The organism is Streptosporangium sp. NPDC006013 (assembly GCF_040614275.1).
Classification (GTDB): domain Bacteria; phylum Actinomycetota; class Actinomycetes; order Streptosporangiales; family Streptosporangiaceae; genus Streptosporangium.
The window spans coordinates 1-15,184 of the sequence record NZ_JBEXUE010000001.1 but is presented as its reverse complement, the minus strand read 5'-3'; the positions used below and the strand labels follow the sequence as shown (position 1 = coordinate 15,184).

Annotated in this window: 14 protein-coding genes and 1 pseudogene; 1 reads left to right on the top strand and 14 read right to left on the bottom strand. The window is 69.6% G+C overall.

Features of this window, described 5'->3' with window-relative positions; genetic code table 11:
* Positions 1 to 13: 13 nt before the first annotated feature.
* The 9 genes and pseudogenes from ABZ260_RS00075 to ABZ260_RS00035 all read right to left on the bottom strand — a co-directional run.
* Positions 14 to 406, bottom strand: a complete 393-nt coding sequence (locus tag ABZ260_RS00075; protein ID WP_355610607.1) for a thioesterase family protein — start codon at positions 404 to 406, stop codon at positions 14 to 16.
* Positions 406 to 1,590, bottom strand: coding sequence for a hypothetical protein (locus ABZ260_RS00070; RefSeq protein WP_355610604.1), 1,185 nt, complete (start codon positions 1,588 to 1,590; stop codon positions 406 to 408). The genes ABZ260_RS00075 and ABZ260_RS00070 overlap by 1 nt, the downstream gene beginning before the upstream one ends.
* 319 nt (positions 1,591 to 1,909) lie before the next feature.
* Complete coding sequence (locus ABZ260_RS00065) at positions 1,910 to 2,068, bottom strand: hypothetical protein (protein ID WP_350912008.1); 159 nt, start codon at positions 2,066 to 2,068, stop codon at positions 1,910 to 1,912.
* Between the two features lie 25 nt (positions 2,069 to 2,093).
* Positions 2,094 to 2,624 carry a hypothetical protein gene (locus tag ABZ260_RS00060; RefSeq protein WP_355610600.1) on the bottom strand — a complete coding sequence of 177 codons (531 nt, stop codon included), beginning with the start codon at positions 2,622 to 2,624 and terminating at the stop codon, positions 2,094 to 2,096.
* Positions 2,625 to 2,943: 319 nt separating this feature from the next.
* Positions 2,944 to 3,300 (bottom strand): MmcQ/YjbR family DNA-binding protein, encoded by a 357-nt coding sequence (locus tag ABZ260_RS00055; RefSeq protein ID WP_355610598.1) that lies wholly within the window; start codon positions 3,298 to 3,300, stop codon positions 2,944 to 2,946.
* Complete coding sequence (locus tag ABZ260_RS00050; protein WP_355610595.1) at positions 3,290 to 3,475, bottom strand: hypothetical protein; 186 nt, start codon at positions 3,473 to 3,475, stop codon at positions 3,290 to 3,292. Before ABZ260_RS00050 ends, ABZ260_RS00055 begins: the two co-directional genes overlap by 11 nt.
* Positions 3,472 to 3,594 (bottom strand): keywimysin-related RiPP, encoded by a 123-nt coding sequence (locus tag ABZ260_RS00045; protein ID WP_355610592.1) that lies wholly within the window; start codon positions 3,592 to 3,594, stop codon positions 3,472 to 3,474. Before ABZ260_RS00045 ends, ABZ260_RS00050 begins: the two co-directional genes overlap by 4 nt.
* 65 nt (positions 3,595 to 3,659) lie before the next feature.
* On the bottom strand, positions 3,660 to 3,941 hold the full coding sequence (locus tag ABZ260_RS00040; protein ID WP_355610835.1) for a helix-turn-helix transcriptional regulator: 282 nt from the start codon (positions 3,939 to 3,941) through the stop codon (positions 3,660 to 3,662).
* A 1,264-nt stretch (positions 3,942 to 5,205) separates the two neighbouring features.
* Positions 5,206 to 5,611 (bottom strand): annotated as a pseudogene (locus ABZ260_RS00035) (IS5/IS1182 family transposase); the annotation flags it as partial.
* A gap of 514 nt (positions 5,612 to 6,125) precedes the next feature.
* Between ABZ260_RS00035 and ABZ260_RS00030 the strand changes: the two are divergent.
* On the top strand, positions 6,126 to 6,617 hold the full coding sequence (locus ABZ260_RS00030) for a hypothetical protein (RefSeq protein ID WP_355610590.1): 492 nt from the start codon (positions 6,126 to 6,128) through the stop codon (positions 6,615 to 6,617).
* A 49-nt stretch (positions 6,618 to 6,666) separates the two neighbouring features.
* Here the strand turns inward: ABZ260_RS00030 and ABZ260_RS00025 are convergent, their stop codons facing one another.
* From ABZ260_RS00025 to ABZ260_RS00005, 5 genes are all read right to left on the bottom strand, one after another.
* A complete protein-coding gene (locus tag ABZ260_RS00025; RefSeq protein WP_355610587.1) occupies positions 6,667 to 8,487 on the bottom strand; it encodes an ABC transporter ATP-binding protein in 1,821 nt (606 codons plus the stop codon).
* 63 nt (positions 8,488 to 8,550) lie between these two features.
* Positions 8,551 to 11,730, bottom strand: coding sequence for a lantibiotic dehydratase (locus ABZ260_RS00020; RefSeq protein ID WP_355610584.1), 3,180 nt, complete (start codon positions 11,728 to 11,730; stop codon positions 8,551 to 8,553).
* Between the two features lie 45 nt (positions 11,731 to 11,775).
* Positions 11,776 to 13,116, bottom strand: a complete 1,341-nt coding sequence (locus tag ABZ260_RS00015) for a lanthionine synthetase C family protein (protein WP_355610581.1) — start codon at positions 13,114 to 13,116, stop codon at positions 11,776 to 11,778.
* A 532-nt stretch (positions 13,117 to 13,648) separates the two neighbouring features.
* Positions 13,649 to 13,819, bottom strand: coding sequence for an FDLD family class I lanthipeptide (locus ABZ260_RS00010; protein ID WP_350911992.1), 171 nt, complete (start codon positions 13,817 to 13,819; stop codon positions 13,649 to 13,651).
* Between the two features lie 193 nt (positions 13,820 to 14,012).
* Complete coding sequence (locus ABZ260_RS00005; protein ID WP_355610578.1) at positions 14,013 to 14,981, bottom strand: LLM class flavin-dependent oxidoreductase; 969 nt, start codon at positions 14,979 to 14,981, stop codon at positions 14,013 to 14,015.
* Positions 14,982 to 15,184 lie beyond the last annotated feature (203 nt).

Below are 15,184 nucleotides of genomic sequence, written 5' to 3'. Positions count from 1 at the left end.
TCCTCGCGCGAACCTATCCACCGAACAACCGCCTCTCCGCATCGGAAATCGCCCGGGGCCGGCGGGCCTCGCGGTCCCACATGACGAGCGTCGCCGTGGAGCGCGCCCTCAGCGTCCCGTCCGCTCCGCGCAGCTCCTCGCGTACGTCGACCCGGTGCGCGCTGCGGCCGATCGGCTCGATCGTGAGCGTCACCGGCCCGTCGCCTGGGAGCACCTCGCGCTCGAACTCGATTTCCTGCCTGGCCACGACGTACGCGGGCTGCGCAACGCAGGCGCCCTCGACGAGCCACGCGACCCGGGCCTCTTCGAAGAACGCGAGGTAGGATGTCGCAGTCATGTGGCCCAGGTAGTCGAAGTCCCGGAAGCGGAGGTGGAACGTCGTCCGCCAGGCCGTATGAGCGCTCATCACGACTCCACCGTCGGCGCCTGGCTCTGGGCCACCGGGCCGTTGCTGCGGGGCAGGAAGAGCTTGGCGCCGCGGGCGATGAGCGGCACCCCGAACACCAGGATGAGCGCGACGGCCCCGATGAGGTAGCCGACTGCGATGAGGTCGATGATCCCGAACTGGGCGAGGGCGGCTCCGAGCAGGAGCACCGCCAGGCTGATGCCGACGCGGACCCGGGACGTCATCACGGGGCGGCCGACGTCCACCAGGTTCTGGTCGACGCGCAGCAGGATCGCCTGGATCAGGCCGACCGCCGTGGCGACGAGAGTCCAGCCGACGAGAAGGCCGTACGCGATGACCACCCAGGTCCCCTTGCCTTCGAGCATCTTGAGCCACGGGACCGGGGCGTCGAAGACCTTCGGGTCCGGGTAGAAGCCCATGAGGGTGGCGTAGGTCAGGAACCACGGCACGACGTACAGGCCGCCGGTGAGCGCTGCGGCCTTGGCGGCGTCGCGGCGCGAACGCAGGTGGCGGACCGTCATGAGGGTGGACGGGAAGACGACGAACCCCATGCCCACGTAGGTCATGCCCAGGAGCGCCGCGTCCCAGATCGTCGCGCCGGGCCGGAGCGAGTGGTCGCCCGCCGACATGACCTGCCCGATGCGCTCCCAATGGGATGGGATGACGAGTAAGGCGAAGACGATGTAGCCAGCCATCAGCAGGATCGTGCCGATGCCGTTGAACCGCTCGACGACCTCGGTCCCCCGGAAGGTCACGAACCCGGTGAGCACGATGATGACTGCGACACCGGCCCAGTAGTTGAGCCCCAGGGTGTCCTTGAGGATGTTGCCGGTGGCCGAGGCCAGCACCGCGATGATCGCGATCGCCAGCGGGATGTAGACCGCGTCGAAGAGCCAGTAGAGCTTGCCGATGAGGTGGCGCAGCAGACTCCGGTAGTCGAACAGCCGGTGGCGGCGAGCCATCTCGTAGACGAGGTATGAGAGCAGGGACCCGGCGATCGCCATCGCCAGGCCGGCGGCCCAGCCCAGCGATCCGTGACCCGCGCCGAACTCGATGATCTCCCGGCCCGTCGCGTAGGCGCCACCGATGGCGACCGCCTGAAACATGAGCGCCGGGACCAGCACTCCGCGCAGGCCGGGACCCGCCTGGTCGGCCCCGTTCCGACGTGACGATGAAGTGGCCATGCCGCACCTCCCACCTGGTTCGGGCGCCGCCGCGACACTCTCGGCACTCCCGAATAATGAGTATTCGGGAACTGTAAAGGCGGGAACATCGATGCGCAAGGGTCACGGTGATCGTCGGCGGCCACGCCATTCGAGCTCTCCACAGAAGACGCACCATCGGGCTGAGCGAGGAGACGGCGAAGGAACACACCCGGGACGGGGGAATGATCAGTCGCCATGATGGGACTGCAGGCTCCAGTGGAGTGCGAGAGCGACGTGCAGGCGGCGCCAGCTGACCTACTCCGCCACCCTGGATGGGCTCCTCGGTAGCCGACCGAACTCAGTCGACCCGGATGTCCGACGGATGAGTCGCCGGCTGGGTGATCTCGATGGTCATGTACGGGAAGAGTGACAGGCCGGCGCTGACCATGTCGGCCTCGTTGAGCGCCGCGTCAAGTTCGGCCTCGTCGGTGACGTCGACCTTGCGGGCCCGCACCACGGTGGCACACCCGAAGTGCGGGCTGTCATGGGGCCGGTCTCGCCCCCGTTATCCCGGCTCGCCAGTGGCGGACCTCGCCACTCGTGCGCAGATGGACGACTCTGAGATCAGGATGCCGGGTGATGCGGTCGGCGGTCTCGTCTCTCCTGCGTTCGTACTGCGACCAGGCCCAGCGGATGGGATGCCCGGCGTCCAGCCAGTCGCGAAAGCTCTCCCGGTTGCCGTTCCACAGCTCGCGTCGCGTGACCGCTCGGACGATCGAGCGCCGCACGACCCGCAGCATGATGGCCGAACGGGGGAGATCCAGCCAGATCACCGTGTCCGCGCGCCGCCACAGCAGATCCCCCAGGGCGCCGTGATACTGGTCCTCGGTCACCCAGCGCGGCCCGGCCGAGAACGCCTCCACGTCGGACACGAACTCCGGCCGCTTCCCCCAGCCCGGCCCATGATGAAGAGCGTCGAGCTCGAACCGGGGTAACTTCAGCGCGGCCGACAGCGCCACGGCCAGCGTCGTCTTTCCGGATCCGGAGATGCCCGAGATCAACACCCTGTCCATGGCACCCAATCCGCCCCACCTTCGATTGCCCGTAACGCGCACGCTGCCCGACACCGGTCCGTTCGCCGCCGGGCGATCCTCGCCCGCCACGTGCGTACGATGTGGCGGCGATGCCGCTGCCAGCCGGGAGACCTGCTGCGCCGGGAGGCCGTGGACGCCGCGGACTGGTGACGTCAACCGTCGGCGACGGTGGCCCTGGCCGACGCGTCGCGGGTCTCGGCGTTCACAGGTTCCGACCGGTCGATGCACGGCCTCGCCCCCTGCGAAGCAGCGGTCACACCCGCGTCGTTCCGTACCGCCGCCTTCGGGTAGGCCCCACTCACTCCAGGCGGGTGACCAGGCGCTTGGGCGCGACGGCCCGGTAGGCGTCCCCGACGATCTCGGCGATCTCGGTCCAGTCCTGGGGAACGTCGAGACGGACGCCGAGCCAGCCGCGGTGACCTACGTACGGCGGACGGAAGAAGCGCTCGGGAGCCTCGGCGACCAGGGCCTCCTGGACGCCGGGCGAGGCGGCGCACCAGAAGGCGAGCCGGTCGTCGTGGTGGTGGTCGGCGTACATCACGAACGTCTTCCTGCCGCCGACGAACCAGGTCGGCTCGCCGTGGCTGAGTCGTTCGGTGGTCTCGGGGAGCGCGAGGCAGAGCCGGCGCAGCGACTCCAGCGGATCATCGGCCATGGCCAGACGATACTTCGCCCAACGCCACGTCGGGCCGGGACTCCCTGGCCGGCCGTACCGCCTCGGCCCCATCCGCGGCGGTGCCCACGACGGTGATGTCCGGCCGGGCGTTCAGCGCCGCGGCGAAACCGTGCCCGACGCTCTTCTGGTCGTCGGCGACCAGAACACCGATCACGCCACCGCCTCCGCAATGAGACGGCCCACGAGCTGGTCACCTACCCAGCAGCCGGAGCCGGCGGTATCGGCCGCGAAGGAGCCGCGCGCGACGAGTGCGGGAGCCTGGTAAACCTTCATGAATTCCTCCTCCCGGCTACCGGAGTTCAACGACACGGCAATCATTTCGTGCGGACCGACAATTCTCATTGGCGATGATATTCGTGCTTCGTCGGCTCGCCATCCGGGCGGCTTAGGCGGTGTGTGTAGGACGCCATGCACGCCTGCAGGCGGTTGGCGAACTGGAGCTTTGACATGATCTGCGCCAGGTGGGCGCGTACCGTCCGTTCGCTCACGATGAGCCTGTCCGCGATCTCCTGGTTCGACCCGCCGTCGGCCAGCAGGAGGAACACCTCCAGTTCCCGCGGCGTCAGTCGGTCCAGGAACCCCAACGCGTTTACCCACCCTGGTTCCGGCGCGCTAATCATGGTCTCCACGCGTCTCCCTGTTCCGAAGTATCGGCCGTATCTTGCACAGGATTTAGATCAGAGGATCGGATTGCTGATCACGGCGAGCGAGTTGCCGTGTCCCATGAGGAGCGCGTGGCATGCAGGAGGATCCCTGCCGCCGGCACGTAGGGATGAACCGGGCGTTAAGCGGCCGGCTCGATGAGGAGCGGGACCCGCCCGCCTCGCCCGACGACCCCCTCGCCATCGTCGCTCATGAGTGACCGCGACTGGCGACAGGAACACGGTGAGGACTGCGCCGACCTGTCCGGCGAAGTCGGCCATGGAGACCCATGGGCTCTGTACGGATCGCATCGAGTGGTCGATGCGCATCCGGCTACCGCCAAGGACCCACGGGAAGGAGGGAAGAGGCCATGCTCTACCGCCGGTGTCGTCTCAATCAGCCGCTCCACCGCAACGTCGACCGGCTCCCCCCTCGGTTCGGAGAACTCCTCGGCGACCGCCCCTTGGCCCAGGACGAGTCCGCGGTCCTCCCTCCCCGGTCATGGACGGCCGGTTCGCTCACGCTTTTCCGAAAGGCCCGACCAGGCTTGGAGGGGCGCGTGAAAGTTCCCAGGACTCCTGGCAAGCACCGCCAGATACCATAATGAATGCGTCATAACTCCCTAGCCCCTGCATAGGTGCGATCAGACATTCGGGAGACTAACATCCTTTTATAAGATTTGTAGTGATTGCTGATATTTTCGCGATCAGGTAACGTGACGGAGTTCCAACCGCCACGGGTCGTGGAGCGCGATCCGCCTGTGTCCGGAACTCCTGGCACGCATGCTCACGATTCAGCTTGAAGGGCGTTTGATTTGAGTAGATTACACCTTATGTTGTAGTGACGTTTTCTCAGTGGAATCCGATTCGGATAGAAGGGTTTTCCGTAGCTCGGGCATGCCGTTCGAGTAGACACGCAGACAGATCGCTACGCCCCGAAATAGGCGTGCAGCCTCCGGTGGAAGAGGTCTCACCATAAGATCTCTCCACTACCAGAAGGCTCCACGTGATCGCCTATCGAGCCATGCTCGACGTCTCCCGTGAACTGATCAGTTCGTCGTCGGCCTACTGCGCACCGAACACCAGAGTCGCGGCACCAGGACGGGCTCCAGGGCGCCGACCTGCCGGGTTCAGGCTCTGTTCGCGATCGCATGGTTCCGGGACAGGCCCGATCTCGCCCGGCGCGGCAAGGCCTTCGGTATCTTCCCGGCAAGATCACGTGAAAGTCAGCAAGGAGCTGCCAGTAGGTGCTTTGCCAGGTTGGGGTGGTCTCGTCTGTTATGCGTTTGGCGAGGTTGTTGATCGGGACAGTGTGGATCATGGCTTGGAAACCGGCGGGGAGGGTTTCACAGTCGCGGGCCAGGCGGCGGTATGACATGAGCCGGCCCGGACTTCGCTCGACGACGTGAACACCTCGAGTCCGGATGTTTCCGGAGACGACTTCGACGTCGGCGCCAAGCTTGGCACCGTGTTCGGTCGCGGTGTTTTTGAAGCCGGCGCCGGCCCAGGCTCCGGATATCGTCGGGTAGCTATTTTAGCAGTCGTATTCCGATGATGTTGTCGGACAGGCTTGCGGCAGTGACCATCATGGCGAGAATGACGCCGGGCGCGTCGGTGACGACACCCCGCTTACGGCCGACGACCTTCTTGTTCTTATCCCGGTGCCGGGATAAGAACAATTATCGGGGGTGGCCTGTTATGCCGGGGTTGAGGCGACCCCCTTCACCCCGAGCACGAGTAGTTCGCCGTGCACGCGCCGGTACCCCCACCCGGGGTTCTCCCGGGCCAGGCGGAGCATCGGGGCGCGGATGGAACGCACGGCCGGCCCGGCCGCTTCGGTCTTGACCGGTGCGCGTGCAGTGCCGTGATCAACCGGCGCGAAGCCGGCGATAGCCTTCAAGGTCGTTCCGTCCATGATCGTGTCCCGCTGGCGGGACAGCACAATTGCAGCAGCACATCCCCTGGCCCGGAACTGCGAACTTCGAGTGGCGCTTTTGGCGGCCGGGACGGATGAGGACGGGTTTCTGAGGGATTCTAGCGGGTATTTCACGGACGTTTCCACACTCAACGGGAGGCCGGTGGACACGACGCCCGCGTGCCACCGGGGAGAAGCACTATTGTGGCCCTCGAATTGATGCGACGGCCCATGACGAAGGAAGCAGAATGCCCCTCGGCACCGATGGCGAGAAGGATGACGAGAAGGATGGCGAGAACCTCCAAGATTGGAAGACCGGCGTCGGTGAGATGGTCGCCGACCTGTTCTCCTATTGGATGTTCGGCCCGGGCGCCTACACCGCCGGAGAGTCCGACCGCCAATACGGTCCCGTCAAGCTCGTGATCTGGACCGTGTTCGCGATCGGCATCGCGGCGGCTGTGTCCGCGCTGCGGATCGCCTTGTTCGGCGAGCCTCGGGCCGGCTGGGGGATCGCCCTGGTCCCCCTGATCCTGCCGATGGTCGGCGCCCTCGCGTACCGGCCCAGACACTACATTCCCGGCCTGGTCCTGGGCGTGATCGCCGGCCTGCTCACCACGGTCGGCCTGGGCCTCGACCTCGGCTCGACGACGAGCTCCTTCTGGGGCGGGCTGGCCGTGGTGTCGGCGGGCTTCCTGGTCTGCTCCGTGGTGTTCGCCGCGGTCACCTGGCCACGCCGGTGACCCCCGCGTAGCGCTCGGCCAGGCGTCCCCGGCCGGGCGGTACGCGTACTCAGGCCCTGGCCTCGACGGGCTGGTCGAGGTAGCCGGCCGCCTGGAGCCTGAACAACTTGGCGTAGACGCCGTCCCGGTCCATCAACTCCGCGTGGGTGCCCTCTTCGAGCACCTTGCCGTGGTCGATGACCACGATGTGGTCGGCCACCCGCACCGTGGAGAACCGATGGGCGATCATGAGCGTGGTCGACCGGTCGGTCAGGCGGGTCATCTGGCCGAAGATCTCGGCCTCCGCCTCGGCGTCGATCGCGGCGGTCGGCTCGTCGAGGACCACAATCGGCGCGTTCCGCAGGAAGGCGCGGGCCAGCGCGACCTTCTGCCACTCCCCTCCCGACAGCTGCCTGCCGCCCTCGAACCACCGTCCCAGCTGGGTGTCGAGCCCCTTGGGCAGCTCGTCGATGAACGGCAGGGCGCCCGCCTGGCCGGCGGCCCGCCGGACGGCCTCGTTGTCGTCCAGCGCCGCCACCCTGCCGAAGCCGATGTTCTCCCTGGCCGACGCCTCGTACTGCACGAAGTCCTGGAAGATCACGCCGACGTTGCGGCGCAGCTCCTCCAGGTCGTACTCCTCGATCGGGTGGCCGTCGATCAGTATCTCGCCGCCGGTCGGCGCGTAGAACCTGGCCAGGAGCTTGACCAGGGTGGTCTTGCCGGCGCCGTTCTGGCCGACCAGGGCCACGCACTGGCCGGCGGGCAGGAACAGGTTCAGGTTCGACAGCACGGGGGTGTCGGTACCGGGGTAGGCGAAGGTGACGTTCCTGAACTGCACGCCCTTGGTCAGGGTGGCGGGGAACGGCCTGCTGCCGCTGGGGAGCGCGTCCTCCGGGATGTCCAGGAAGGAGAACAGGTTGCCCAGGAACAGGTTGTGCTCGTACAGCTGGGCGATGCCGCCGAACAGCGATCCCAGCGCGCCCTGCACCAACGTGATCGCCGCGATGTACCCCGCGAACTGACCCACCTGGCCGGTGCCGACCGTGGTGGACACCGCGAACAGCACCGCCCCGCCGGCCGCGGCCACGCTCAGCAGGCCGAGCAGCGCCGACGCCACGGCCTGCCGGCCCTCCAGTTGGCGGTCCACCGCGTAGAACCGGCCCACCATCGCCCGGAACCGCTCCAGGAAGAGCGGGCCGAGGTCGAACAGGCGGGTCTCCTTGAATGTTCGGTCGGTCGTCACGAGGTACTGCAGGTACGTCGTACGGCGCCGGTCCGCGGAACGGTCGTGCTCGATCTTCCAGCCGAGCCTGCCGAAGAACAGGTTGGCCACCATGGTCGGCACCGGGGCGAGCAGCACCACCAGCGCGACCCGCACGTCCCAGGACAGCAGCACCACGCTCACCGACACCAGGGAGACGGCGTTGGAGGTGACCGCGATCAGGTCGGCGAAGATCTGGTACGGCCGGAACCCGGCCTCACGGGTCGCCCGCTGGAGACCGTCGTAGGTCGTGGGGTCCTCGAAGTGGCGCAACTGGAGGCGGATGGCCTTGGCCATGATGCGCTCGTTGACCTGGTTGGCCATCCGGTACTGCAGGAGCGTCTCAAGGTAGTTGCGGCCGACCGCGAAGAAGTGCGCGAGCGCCATGAGGCCGGCCAGCGTGCCACCGGCCCACAGCGCCGTGCGCAACCCGTCGCCATCGGTCACCGCGTCCGCCACGGCCTGCACGGCCGTCGCCGTGAGGTACACGTTGACGGCCGGGATGACCGAGGTCACCGCCGTCAGCGTGAGGACCCCCACCACGTGCCGCGGGTTGACCTCCCACAGCAGCCGCAGGGCGCGCGCCCAGTACTTTCCCTGCCGGCCAGATTGCGTGTCCGACACCATCATCTTCTCCTCACCGAACCTCTTCCACCCGCCACCGTGGAGACGGCGACCGCGTCTCCAGATCCGTTACCCAGAAACGTCTGACAAAGGTTCACTGCCGGGGCGTCCCCGCACGGCCCGGATGGCGAGCAGCCACAGCGCATGGGCGGCCCGCTCGCGGTCCTGGTCCATTCCGAGTAGCCGGTTGATCTGCATGTGGGCCAGGCTCGCCAGGATGCGCCGCTCGTCGCCGACCAGGCGGCCCTCGTCCGCCAGGTTCCGTACCCGTGTGCCTGCGGCGGCCAGCGTGTCCCGCTGGAGCGCGAAGACCTGGCGGAGCGTGCCCAGGTGTGCCCTGGCGACCGGATCGGGGTGCCGGTCCCAGGGTTCGACCAGGTCGCACAGGGTGCGCTGGATCTGCCGGAAGCGCTTGCGGATCGGATCGGCGATGTCCATCTCCTGGTCGCCGGCGATCCGCAGCGGGTCCAGGCCCCAGTCGCGGTACAGGTGGTGCACGGCCATGACGGCGAGGACGTCGGGCTCCAGCCCCTGGAGGCCGGCCCGCAGCAGGGCCACCAGTTCGGCCGACACGTCGCTGTTGGCGGTGAAGACCTCCTCCAGAGTGCCGATCGCCAGCGGGCCACCGTACCGTTCGATCTCCCTGTCGTAGCCCACCAGGGCGAGGTCCGCGGCGAGGCCGGCCCTGACGCACTCCCGCGCCCAGGCGATGCACCGGGTGGTCACCTGCGCGATGTCCGCCGGGTCCGTGCCCCGCACCCGCACCCGCACCCGCAGGTGCGGGCCGGGGTCGCAGTAGCGGATGTAGAACCAGCGGTCGATCAGGCCGTCCGCGCGCAGCCCCGCGACCAGTTCCCGCAGCGGCCCGGCGATGACGTCGTCGTGCTGGTTGAGCGCGGAGTACAGCTTGAGGTAGACCCACTCGTCGCCCACCAGGCGGCGGCGGGGCACGGCGGGCAGGGCGCCGGCGGGGGGCACCTGCGAGATCGGGGGGCGGCGCACCCGCGCCGGATCCCTGGCGAGCATGGGCACCACGATCTCGCTCAGGTACCGCCCGCCGGCGTCGTCGCCGAGCCACGCCTCCGGCACGCCGGGAAGCATCTCCTGGAGCACCAGAGGGCTCCCCGCGCCGCCACGCTCGGCCCTGCGCAGCTCCTCCTCAAGCTCGGCCGCGCACAGCGGGTGTTCCAGGTCCAGGAGCAGCCGGTTGTCCATCCAGGACAGGTAGACGTACCTGGGCACCCGCCAGGTCTCCCGCCACCGCGCCAGCCCGGCGCCGAAGTCGCCCTCGCCCAGCATCCGGGAGGTGAGCGTCCACTGCGCCGGGTGCAGCACCGCCCGGCCGCGGACCACCCTGGGCAGGTACGGCGCGGCCACGACGGGGCCCCAGTCGAAGCCCACGTGCGGCATGAAGCCGTCCTGGGACAGCTCGATCAGCAGGCGGCAGACGTTCGGCGCGTTCTGCGCGGAGAGCATGTGGCCCTGGGTGACATAGACCTCCTGGCCGAGCCGGGCCGAGCGCAGGTAGAAGCGGTCGGCGGTGGCGCCCACCAGGATGTCGCCCAGCGCGATCCGGTGCTCGGGGACCACCGAGGGCGAGGTGTTGATGCAGATCTCGTAGCGGCGCAGCGGCGGATGGAAGGTGACGTTCCCGCCCCTGCCATGCGGCGGCACGTAGCTCAGCTCGGCGAAGATCGCATCGGGGTACAGTTCCTCCTCCGCGCGCGCGAACTCCTGCAGCCGGGCCACCGACTCCTCGTCCAACAGGTCGAAGAACCGCCCGAAGGTACGACCGCCGTCGGTCATCGCGCCCGGCGAGACGACGAACCGCCACTCCCCTGCGTCGATCGCGGCCGGCGACTCGGCCGCGATCTGCCCGTAGATGTCCAGCGACGGCCGCAGCGCGGTCCGCTCCCCCGGGGGCCGCCAGGCGGTCAGCCGGGCGAGCAGGTCATCGGTGATCTCGATCTCGGCGAGCCCGCGGTGCAGCGCGTCGGCCGCCAGGGAGGCGAACACCAGGTCCCTGCGCCGGCTGTCCTCCTCGGGGACCGCGGCGAGCGGGACCGCACGGGGCGGCATGGTGTACGTCGGCGGGGCGTCGAGGCCGGTCTCCGGGCTGAGCACCTCCAGCAGCGGCACCTCGGCGTCCACGCCGTACCGCTCCAGGAAGGCGCTGTGGTACTCGACGATGTGGTGCGGGCGGCGCCGGGTGACGCCGAGGCGCAGCAGCACGTCGGTGGCCTCCGCCGCCACGGTGGCGACCTGCCGGGACAGCTCGCCGCGTGCCGCGAGGGCGGCGTCGACCTGGTAGGTCTCCCGGGTGTTGCCGGGCGTCATGGCGCGCTGCCGGGCGGACAGCCGGTCCAGCGCCGCGGTCCCCGCCGTACCGTGCGCGTCGTCGATCGCGTCGGCGAGTTCTCTGACCTCGGTGAGGCCGGCCCGCACCGCCTCCGTGCCCGCGACGCCGTCCAGCCGCTTGAGCAGATCCAGCTCGGACAGCGGCGCGGTCATCGCCGGCCGCAGATCGCTGATCAGCACGTGCAGGTCCCACAGCTGGGCCAGCAGGGCGCGGGCCCTGTCCGGGGTGGCGCCCGGCACGTCGGTGGCGATCCGCTCGGCGATCTCGGCGTACGTGGTGCCCGGCACGGCGGCCATGCCGAGCGCCAGCTCGACCGGCGCCGTGACCCGGAACCCCACGTGCCGGTTGTCGGCCGTGCCGTGCACGTCGGCGAACGACAGCACCGCACGGTCCCCGACCCGGTACAGCATCGGGTTGACGCCCACGTGCAGACCGTCGCGCAGCGTGTCGTCCTCTTCCAGTTCCTTGATGAGGGACAGCAGCCAGCCGGCGTCCGCCCGGGTACGGGTGCGGGCCAGCGGGTCGCGTGCCAGGTGGAGGGAGGTGGTCCCGGCGAACCGGCCCCCGCCCACGCCGGAGAACAGGCCGTAGGGCGTCGGCCTGGTCGCCATCCTGGTCCCGTACCGCAGCAGTGTCGAGTAGGCCCGGGCCACGCGCTTCTCGTCGGCGCCGGACAGGTGCGCGAGGCCCGCGGTCATGCTCGGGCTGGCCACGTGCAGCGCCTGCACAAAGCGGGGGTGCTCACTGAGCGACCTGAGGCGTTCCCTGGCGCCGTCCGCGCCACCGTCACCGGAGAGCAGGCCGGTGAACGTCTGGACGGGCATGATGGGGGCGCGCAGCAGGAAGAATCCGGCCGGGGTGTACAGCCGGGATGCAGGGGTGTTCGTCATCGGTTGCCCTCTCCGTCGCTCTCGTCGCTCTGTCGCCGGGTTCGGTCAGCTGATGAGCAGCGCCCGTTCCCATCGGGTGGACGCCGACACGGACACCGACCACAGGGCGAGCGCCACCCCCGCGGCACCGGTGAGCAGGCCGGGACTGTCCAGCAGGACGCCCGGCTGTTCGAGGTCCTGGACGCCGAGCGGCAGGTCGGGGTCGCAGTGCTCCAGCACGGCCTCGGTGAGGGCGGGGAGCGTCCGGCGCGCCACGGCGCTGTCGGTGTCCCTGGCGAAGCGCGCGCAGATCGCCAGCAGGCCGGCCGCTCCGTGGCACAGGGTGGCCGAGCTGAAGTGGCCCTCGCCGGCGAACCTGTGCAGCACGCCTTCCAGCGCGGAGATCGCGAACCGGCGCAGGGCGTGGTCGTCCAGCGCGTCGGCGGCGTGCAGCAGGGCGCAGGCCACTCCGGGGGTGCCGTAGCACCAGGCGACCCGGGCCGGGGCAAGACCGTGCCGGTGCTCCGCGCCGGAGGCGTCGAGCGGGATCCCCATGGCCCAGCTGGGGCCGTGCTCGTCGGCGATGGCGGCGTCCACGAGGTAGTCGGCCACCTGTCGGATCGTGGCGCGCACCGGCTCGCCGCCGTGCCTGGCGCGCCGGGCAAGGGCCAGCGCGGCCAGCGGGCCGGGGATCCCGTGGGCCAGGCCGAGGTTGACGTACCCGTGCGGATAGGCCTCGTGGTAGTCCTCCGCTGGGAAGAACTCCGGCGGTATGAACCACGGCCGGCGTTCCCCCGTCCCGTCGCACAGCCACAGCAGATCGTCGATCAGTCGGCGGACGGCCTCCGCGGCGACGGGCTCGGCCGAGTCCGCGTCGGCCATCCTGGTGAGGCTGCCCGTGGCGCCCACGATCACGTCGTAGTCGTGGTCGGCCACTCCACCGGCTCCCCCGGCGCGCCGCCAGGACGGGGTGGTGAGCACCTGGTCGGCCAGCTTGCGGTCCAGACCGCGGGCGGCGGCCTCGTACCGCGGGTCGTCACTCGCCGCGTCGGCCAGGACGAGCGCCAGACCGGCCGTGCCCGCGGCCATACCGGCGTCGGCCAGCGGCTCCTCGTGAGTGCTGCGCACGGCGGTGACCACCTGTTCGTGGGCGAGGTCCCGCCAGTACTCGGCGTCGTCAGGCAGCGCCCTGGCGGCCTGGCGGAACAGCAGCGCGCTGCTCCCGTGTCCCGAGTACAGGGAGGCACCGCCCCAGCCGAAGGGGTACCGAGCGGTCTGCTCGGACCTGGCCACGGCCAACCGCACCACCTCGGGGTCGGCGAGCCTGCGCGCGATGAGCTCGGCGGTCTTCCTGGCCGCTTCGGACAGCGCCTCGGTGACGTGCCCGGATTCGACAAGTGTGCTCACGGATCTCCCTATGGGTCGCGCAACCGGCGGGCCTGGTGAGGGGCGCATCCCGGTAACGAACCGGGAGCCGGGACGCCGGTCGGCGGACTCCTGATCGCCACCTCGGGCGACAGGGCCGGTGGAAAAAGCTTTAATGAGAGGTGGCTGCCGTACCCGCGGCGTGAGGCGTTGGCGGGGCACGGCGGCTTCAGTGGTGGGCCCGCCGTGATTCCAGCGCGGCGGATCCATCCACACCCCCGGACACGGCTTTCCGACGCGACGATCGGAAAACGCTTCCTTATTCCTGGCTCGCGGGCCGGACGGCATATTGTGGGACGTGATTCCAGAGGCCGTCATTCGTGACGCACATGACGCGCCGACGGCTCGCCGGACGTATGGCCGTTTTCGGATGGCACGGCTTTCTGAAATCGCGACCCGTCTTACCTGAGCCGTTCCCGCGGTGTGCGGCCGCCGTGCCCGCGAGTTTTCTGCACGGACACGGCGGCTCGGGCGGGGCCGCCGAGATTCCAGCGCGGCGGACCCTTTCAGCGGACTACCAGCAGCCGAGCGGGCACTGCGTGATGCAGCTCACGCAGGTGCAGCTGCGGCAGGTCACACGGGTGCAGACCAGACGGGTCACCACGCTGATCGAGTCGGGCTCGGCGATGTCCCCGGGCTTGGCGACGCGGACGTCCAGGTCGAACTGGTCCCTGACAGCAGACATGTGTCTCCACCTTTTCATTTCTGGCCGTGAGGCCAAATGGGCTGGCACATGTGACGAGCGGAAATCCGGGGCGGTCTTTCCGGCGTTCAGCCGTCGGGGCCCGCCCGGCTTTCCTCTTCCGGCGCCGGACTCTGTCACACACATTCATCCTGACATTTCAGGACCACATGGCTCTATTGTCGATTACGCCGATTTACTCGAGGGCCGCCAGCACATCGGCCAGGTCGGCCAGTGCCGCGCCGGGACCCTCGGTGGCCAGCACGCCGCAGGAGTTGAGCACGACCTCGTCCGCGCCGGCCTCGTGGAACCGGCGCAGTTCGGCCGCGATCTCGTCGGGCTTGCCCGCCACGAACGCCCCGGCGTCCAGCAGTGCCCTGGAGACATCCGCCGGGCCGAGACCCGCCAGTTCAATCCCCGCCCGGCGCAACATGTCGGCGTAGTGCCCGGCCTCCAGGTGCGCGCCGGTCGCCACCCGGACGAGCCGCCCGATGTCCCGCCCCGGCCGCTCGACCGCGACGTGCACGACGGACACCACCCGGGGCGGCCGGGGACGACCCTGCGCCCCGGCCCGCAGCGCCGGGACCAGGACGCCGCCCAGATATCCGGCAGGCACCAGCCAGGTGATCGCGACGTCCGCGACCGCCCCCGCCGTACGCGCCATCATGGGCTGCAGCACGCCCGCGCCCACCTCGACCCCAGGATGCTCGGCGGGCAGCAACATACCGTGCACCGTGAAGTGCTCGCCCTCGTGCTCGACGGCCCGGCCGTCGAGCAGGGCGCGTACCGCCGACAGGTACTCCTCGACCGCCCGCCGGGGGCTGCGGTACGGCCGGCCGGCCAGGTTCGCCGTGAACTCCGGGTCACCGGCGCCGAAGCCCGCGACGTACGGCCGGCCGGTGAGCACGGCCAGCGACCTGGCCTCGACTGCGGCCTGGTAGGGATGGCGCAGCGGCAGCAGCGTGACGCTGGAGCCCATCGGCACGCGCAGCCCGCGCCCGGCCAGGTAGGCGGCCGCCAGATGGGTGTCCACGTTCAGCGACTGGCCCAGCCACAGGCGTTCAGCCCCCGAACGGAGCGCGAACTCGGCGAACGGCACGACCACGTCCGGATGGCGGATCTGCAACGGATAGACGACCGAGACGGCGAGGGCGTTCGAAGACATGTGAACCTCTCACATCGGGCGGATGGCACGGGGTGCCCATCGTGGGGCGCGGTGTCCCGATCCCTCAATTGGCGATCCTGACGATTTCCGGCCGTCCGCCGGAGTAAGGCATCCGGCTCGGTCCGGTGGAACCTGCCGGTTGAGTCGGGTCGGGGCGCGGGGGGGGGCGAACGGCCCGGCCCGCGGCCCCCCCCCCCCCCCCC

Coding starts and splice junctions, on each gene's coding strand:
- ABZ260_RS00045 (WP_355610592.1), bottom strand. CDS start 3,594: ATGAAGGTTTACCAGGCTCCCGCACTCGTCGCGCGCGGCTCCTTCGCG.
- ABZ260_RS00055 (WP_355610598.1), bottom strand. CDS start 3,300: ATGGCCGATGATCCGCTGGAGTCGCTGCGCCGGCTCTGCCTCGCGCTC.
- ABZ260_RS00075 (WP_355610607.1), bottom strand. CDS start 406: ATGAGCGCTCATACGGCCTGGCGGACGACGTTCCACCTCCGCTTCCGG.
- ABZ260_RS00010 (WP_350911992.1), bottom strand. CDS start 13,819: ATGTCTGCTGTCAGGGACCAGTTCGACCTGGACGTCCGCGTCGCCAAG.
- ABZ260_RS00020 (WP_355610584.1), bottom strand. CDS start 11,730: ATGACGAACACCCCTGCATCCCGGCTGTACACCCCGGCCGGATTCTTC.
- ABZ260_RS00030 (WP_355610590.1), top strand. CDS start 6,126: ATGCCCCTCGGCACCGATGGCGAGAAGGATGACGAGAAGGATGGCGAG.
- ABZ260_RS00040 (WP_355610835.1), bottom strand. CDS start 3,941: ATGATTAGCGCGCCGGAACCAGGGTGGGTAAACGCGTTGGGGTTCCTG.
- ABZ260_RS00025 (WP_355610587.1), bottom strand. CDS start 8,487: ATGATGGTGTCGGACACGCAATCTGGCCGGCAGGGAAAGTACTGGGCG.
- ABZ260_RS00060 (WP_355610600.1), bottom strand. CDS start 2,624: ATGGACAGGGTGTTGATCTCGGGCATCTCCGGATCCGGAAAGACGACG.
- ABZ260_RS00070 (WP_355610604.1), bottom strand. CDS start 1,590: ATGGCCACTTCATCGTCACGTCGGAACGGGGCCGACCAGGCGGGTCCC.
- ABZ260_RS00005 (WP_355610578.1), bottom strand. CDS start 14,981: ATGTCTTCGAACGCCCTCGCCGTCTCGGTCGTCTATCCGTTGCAGATC.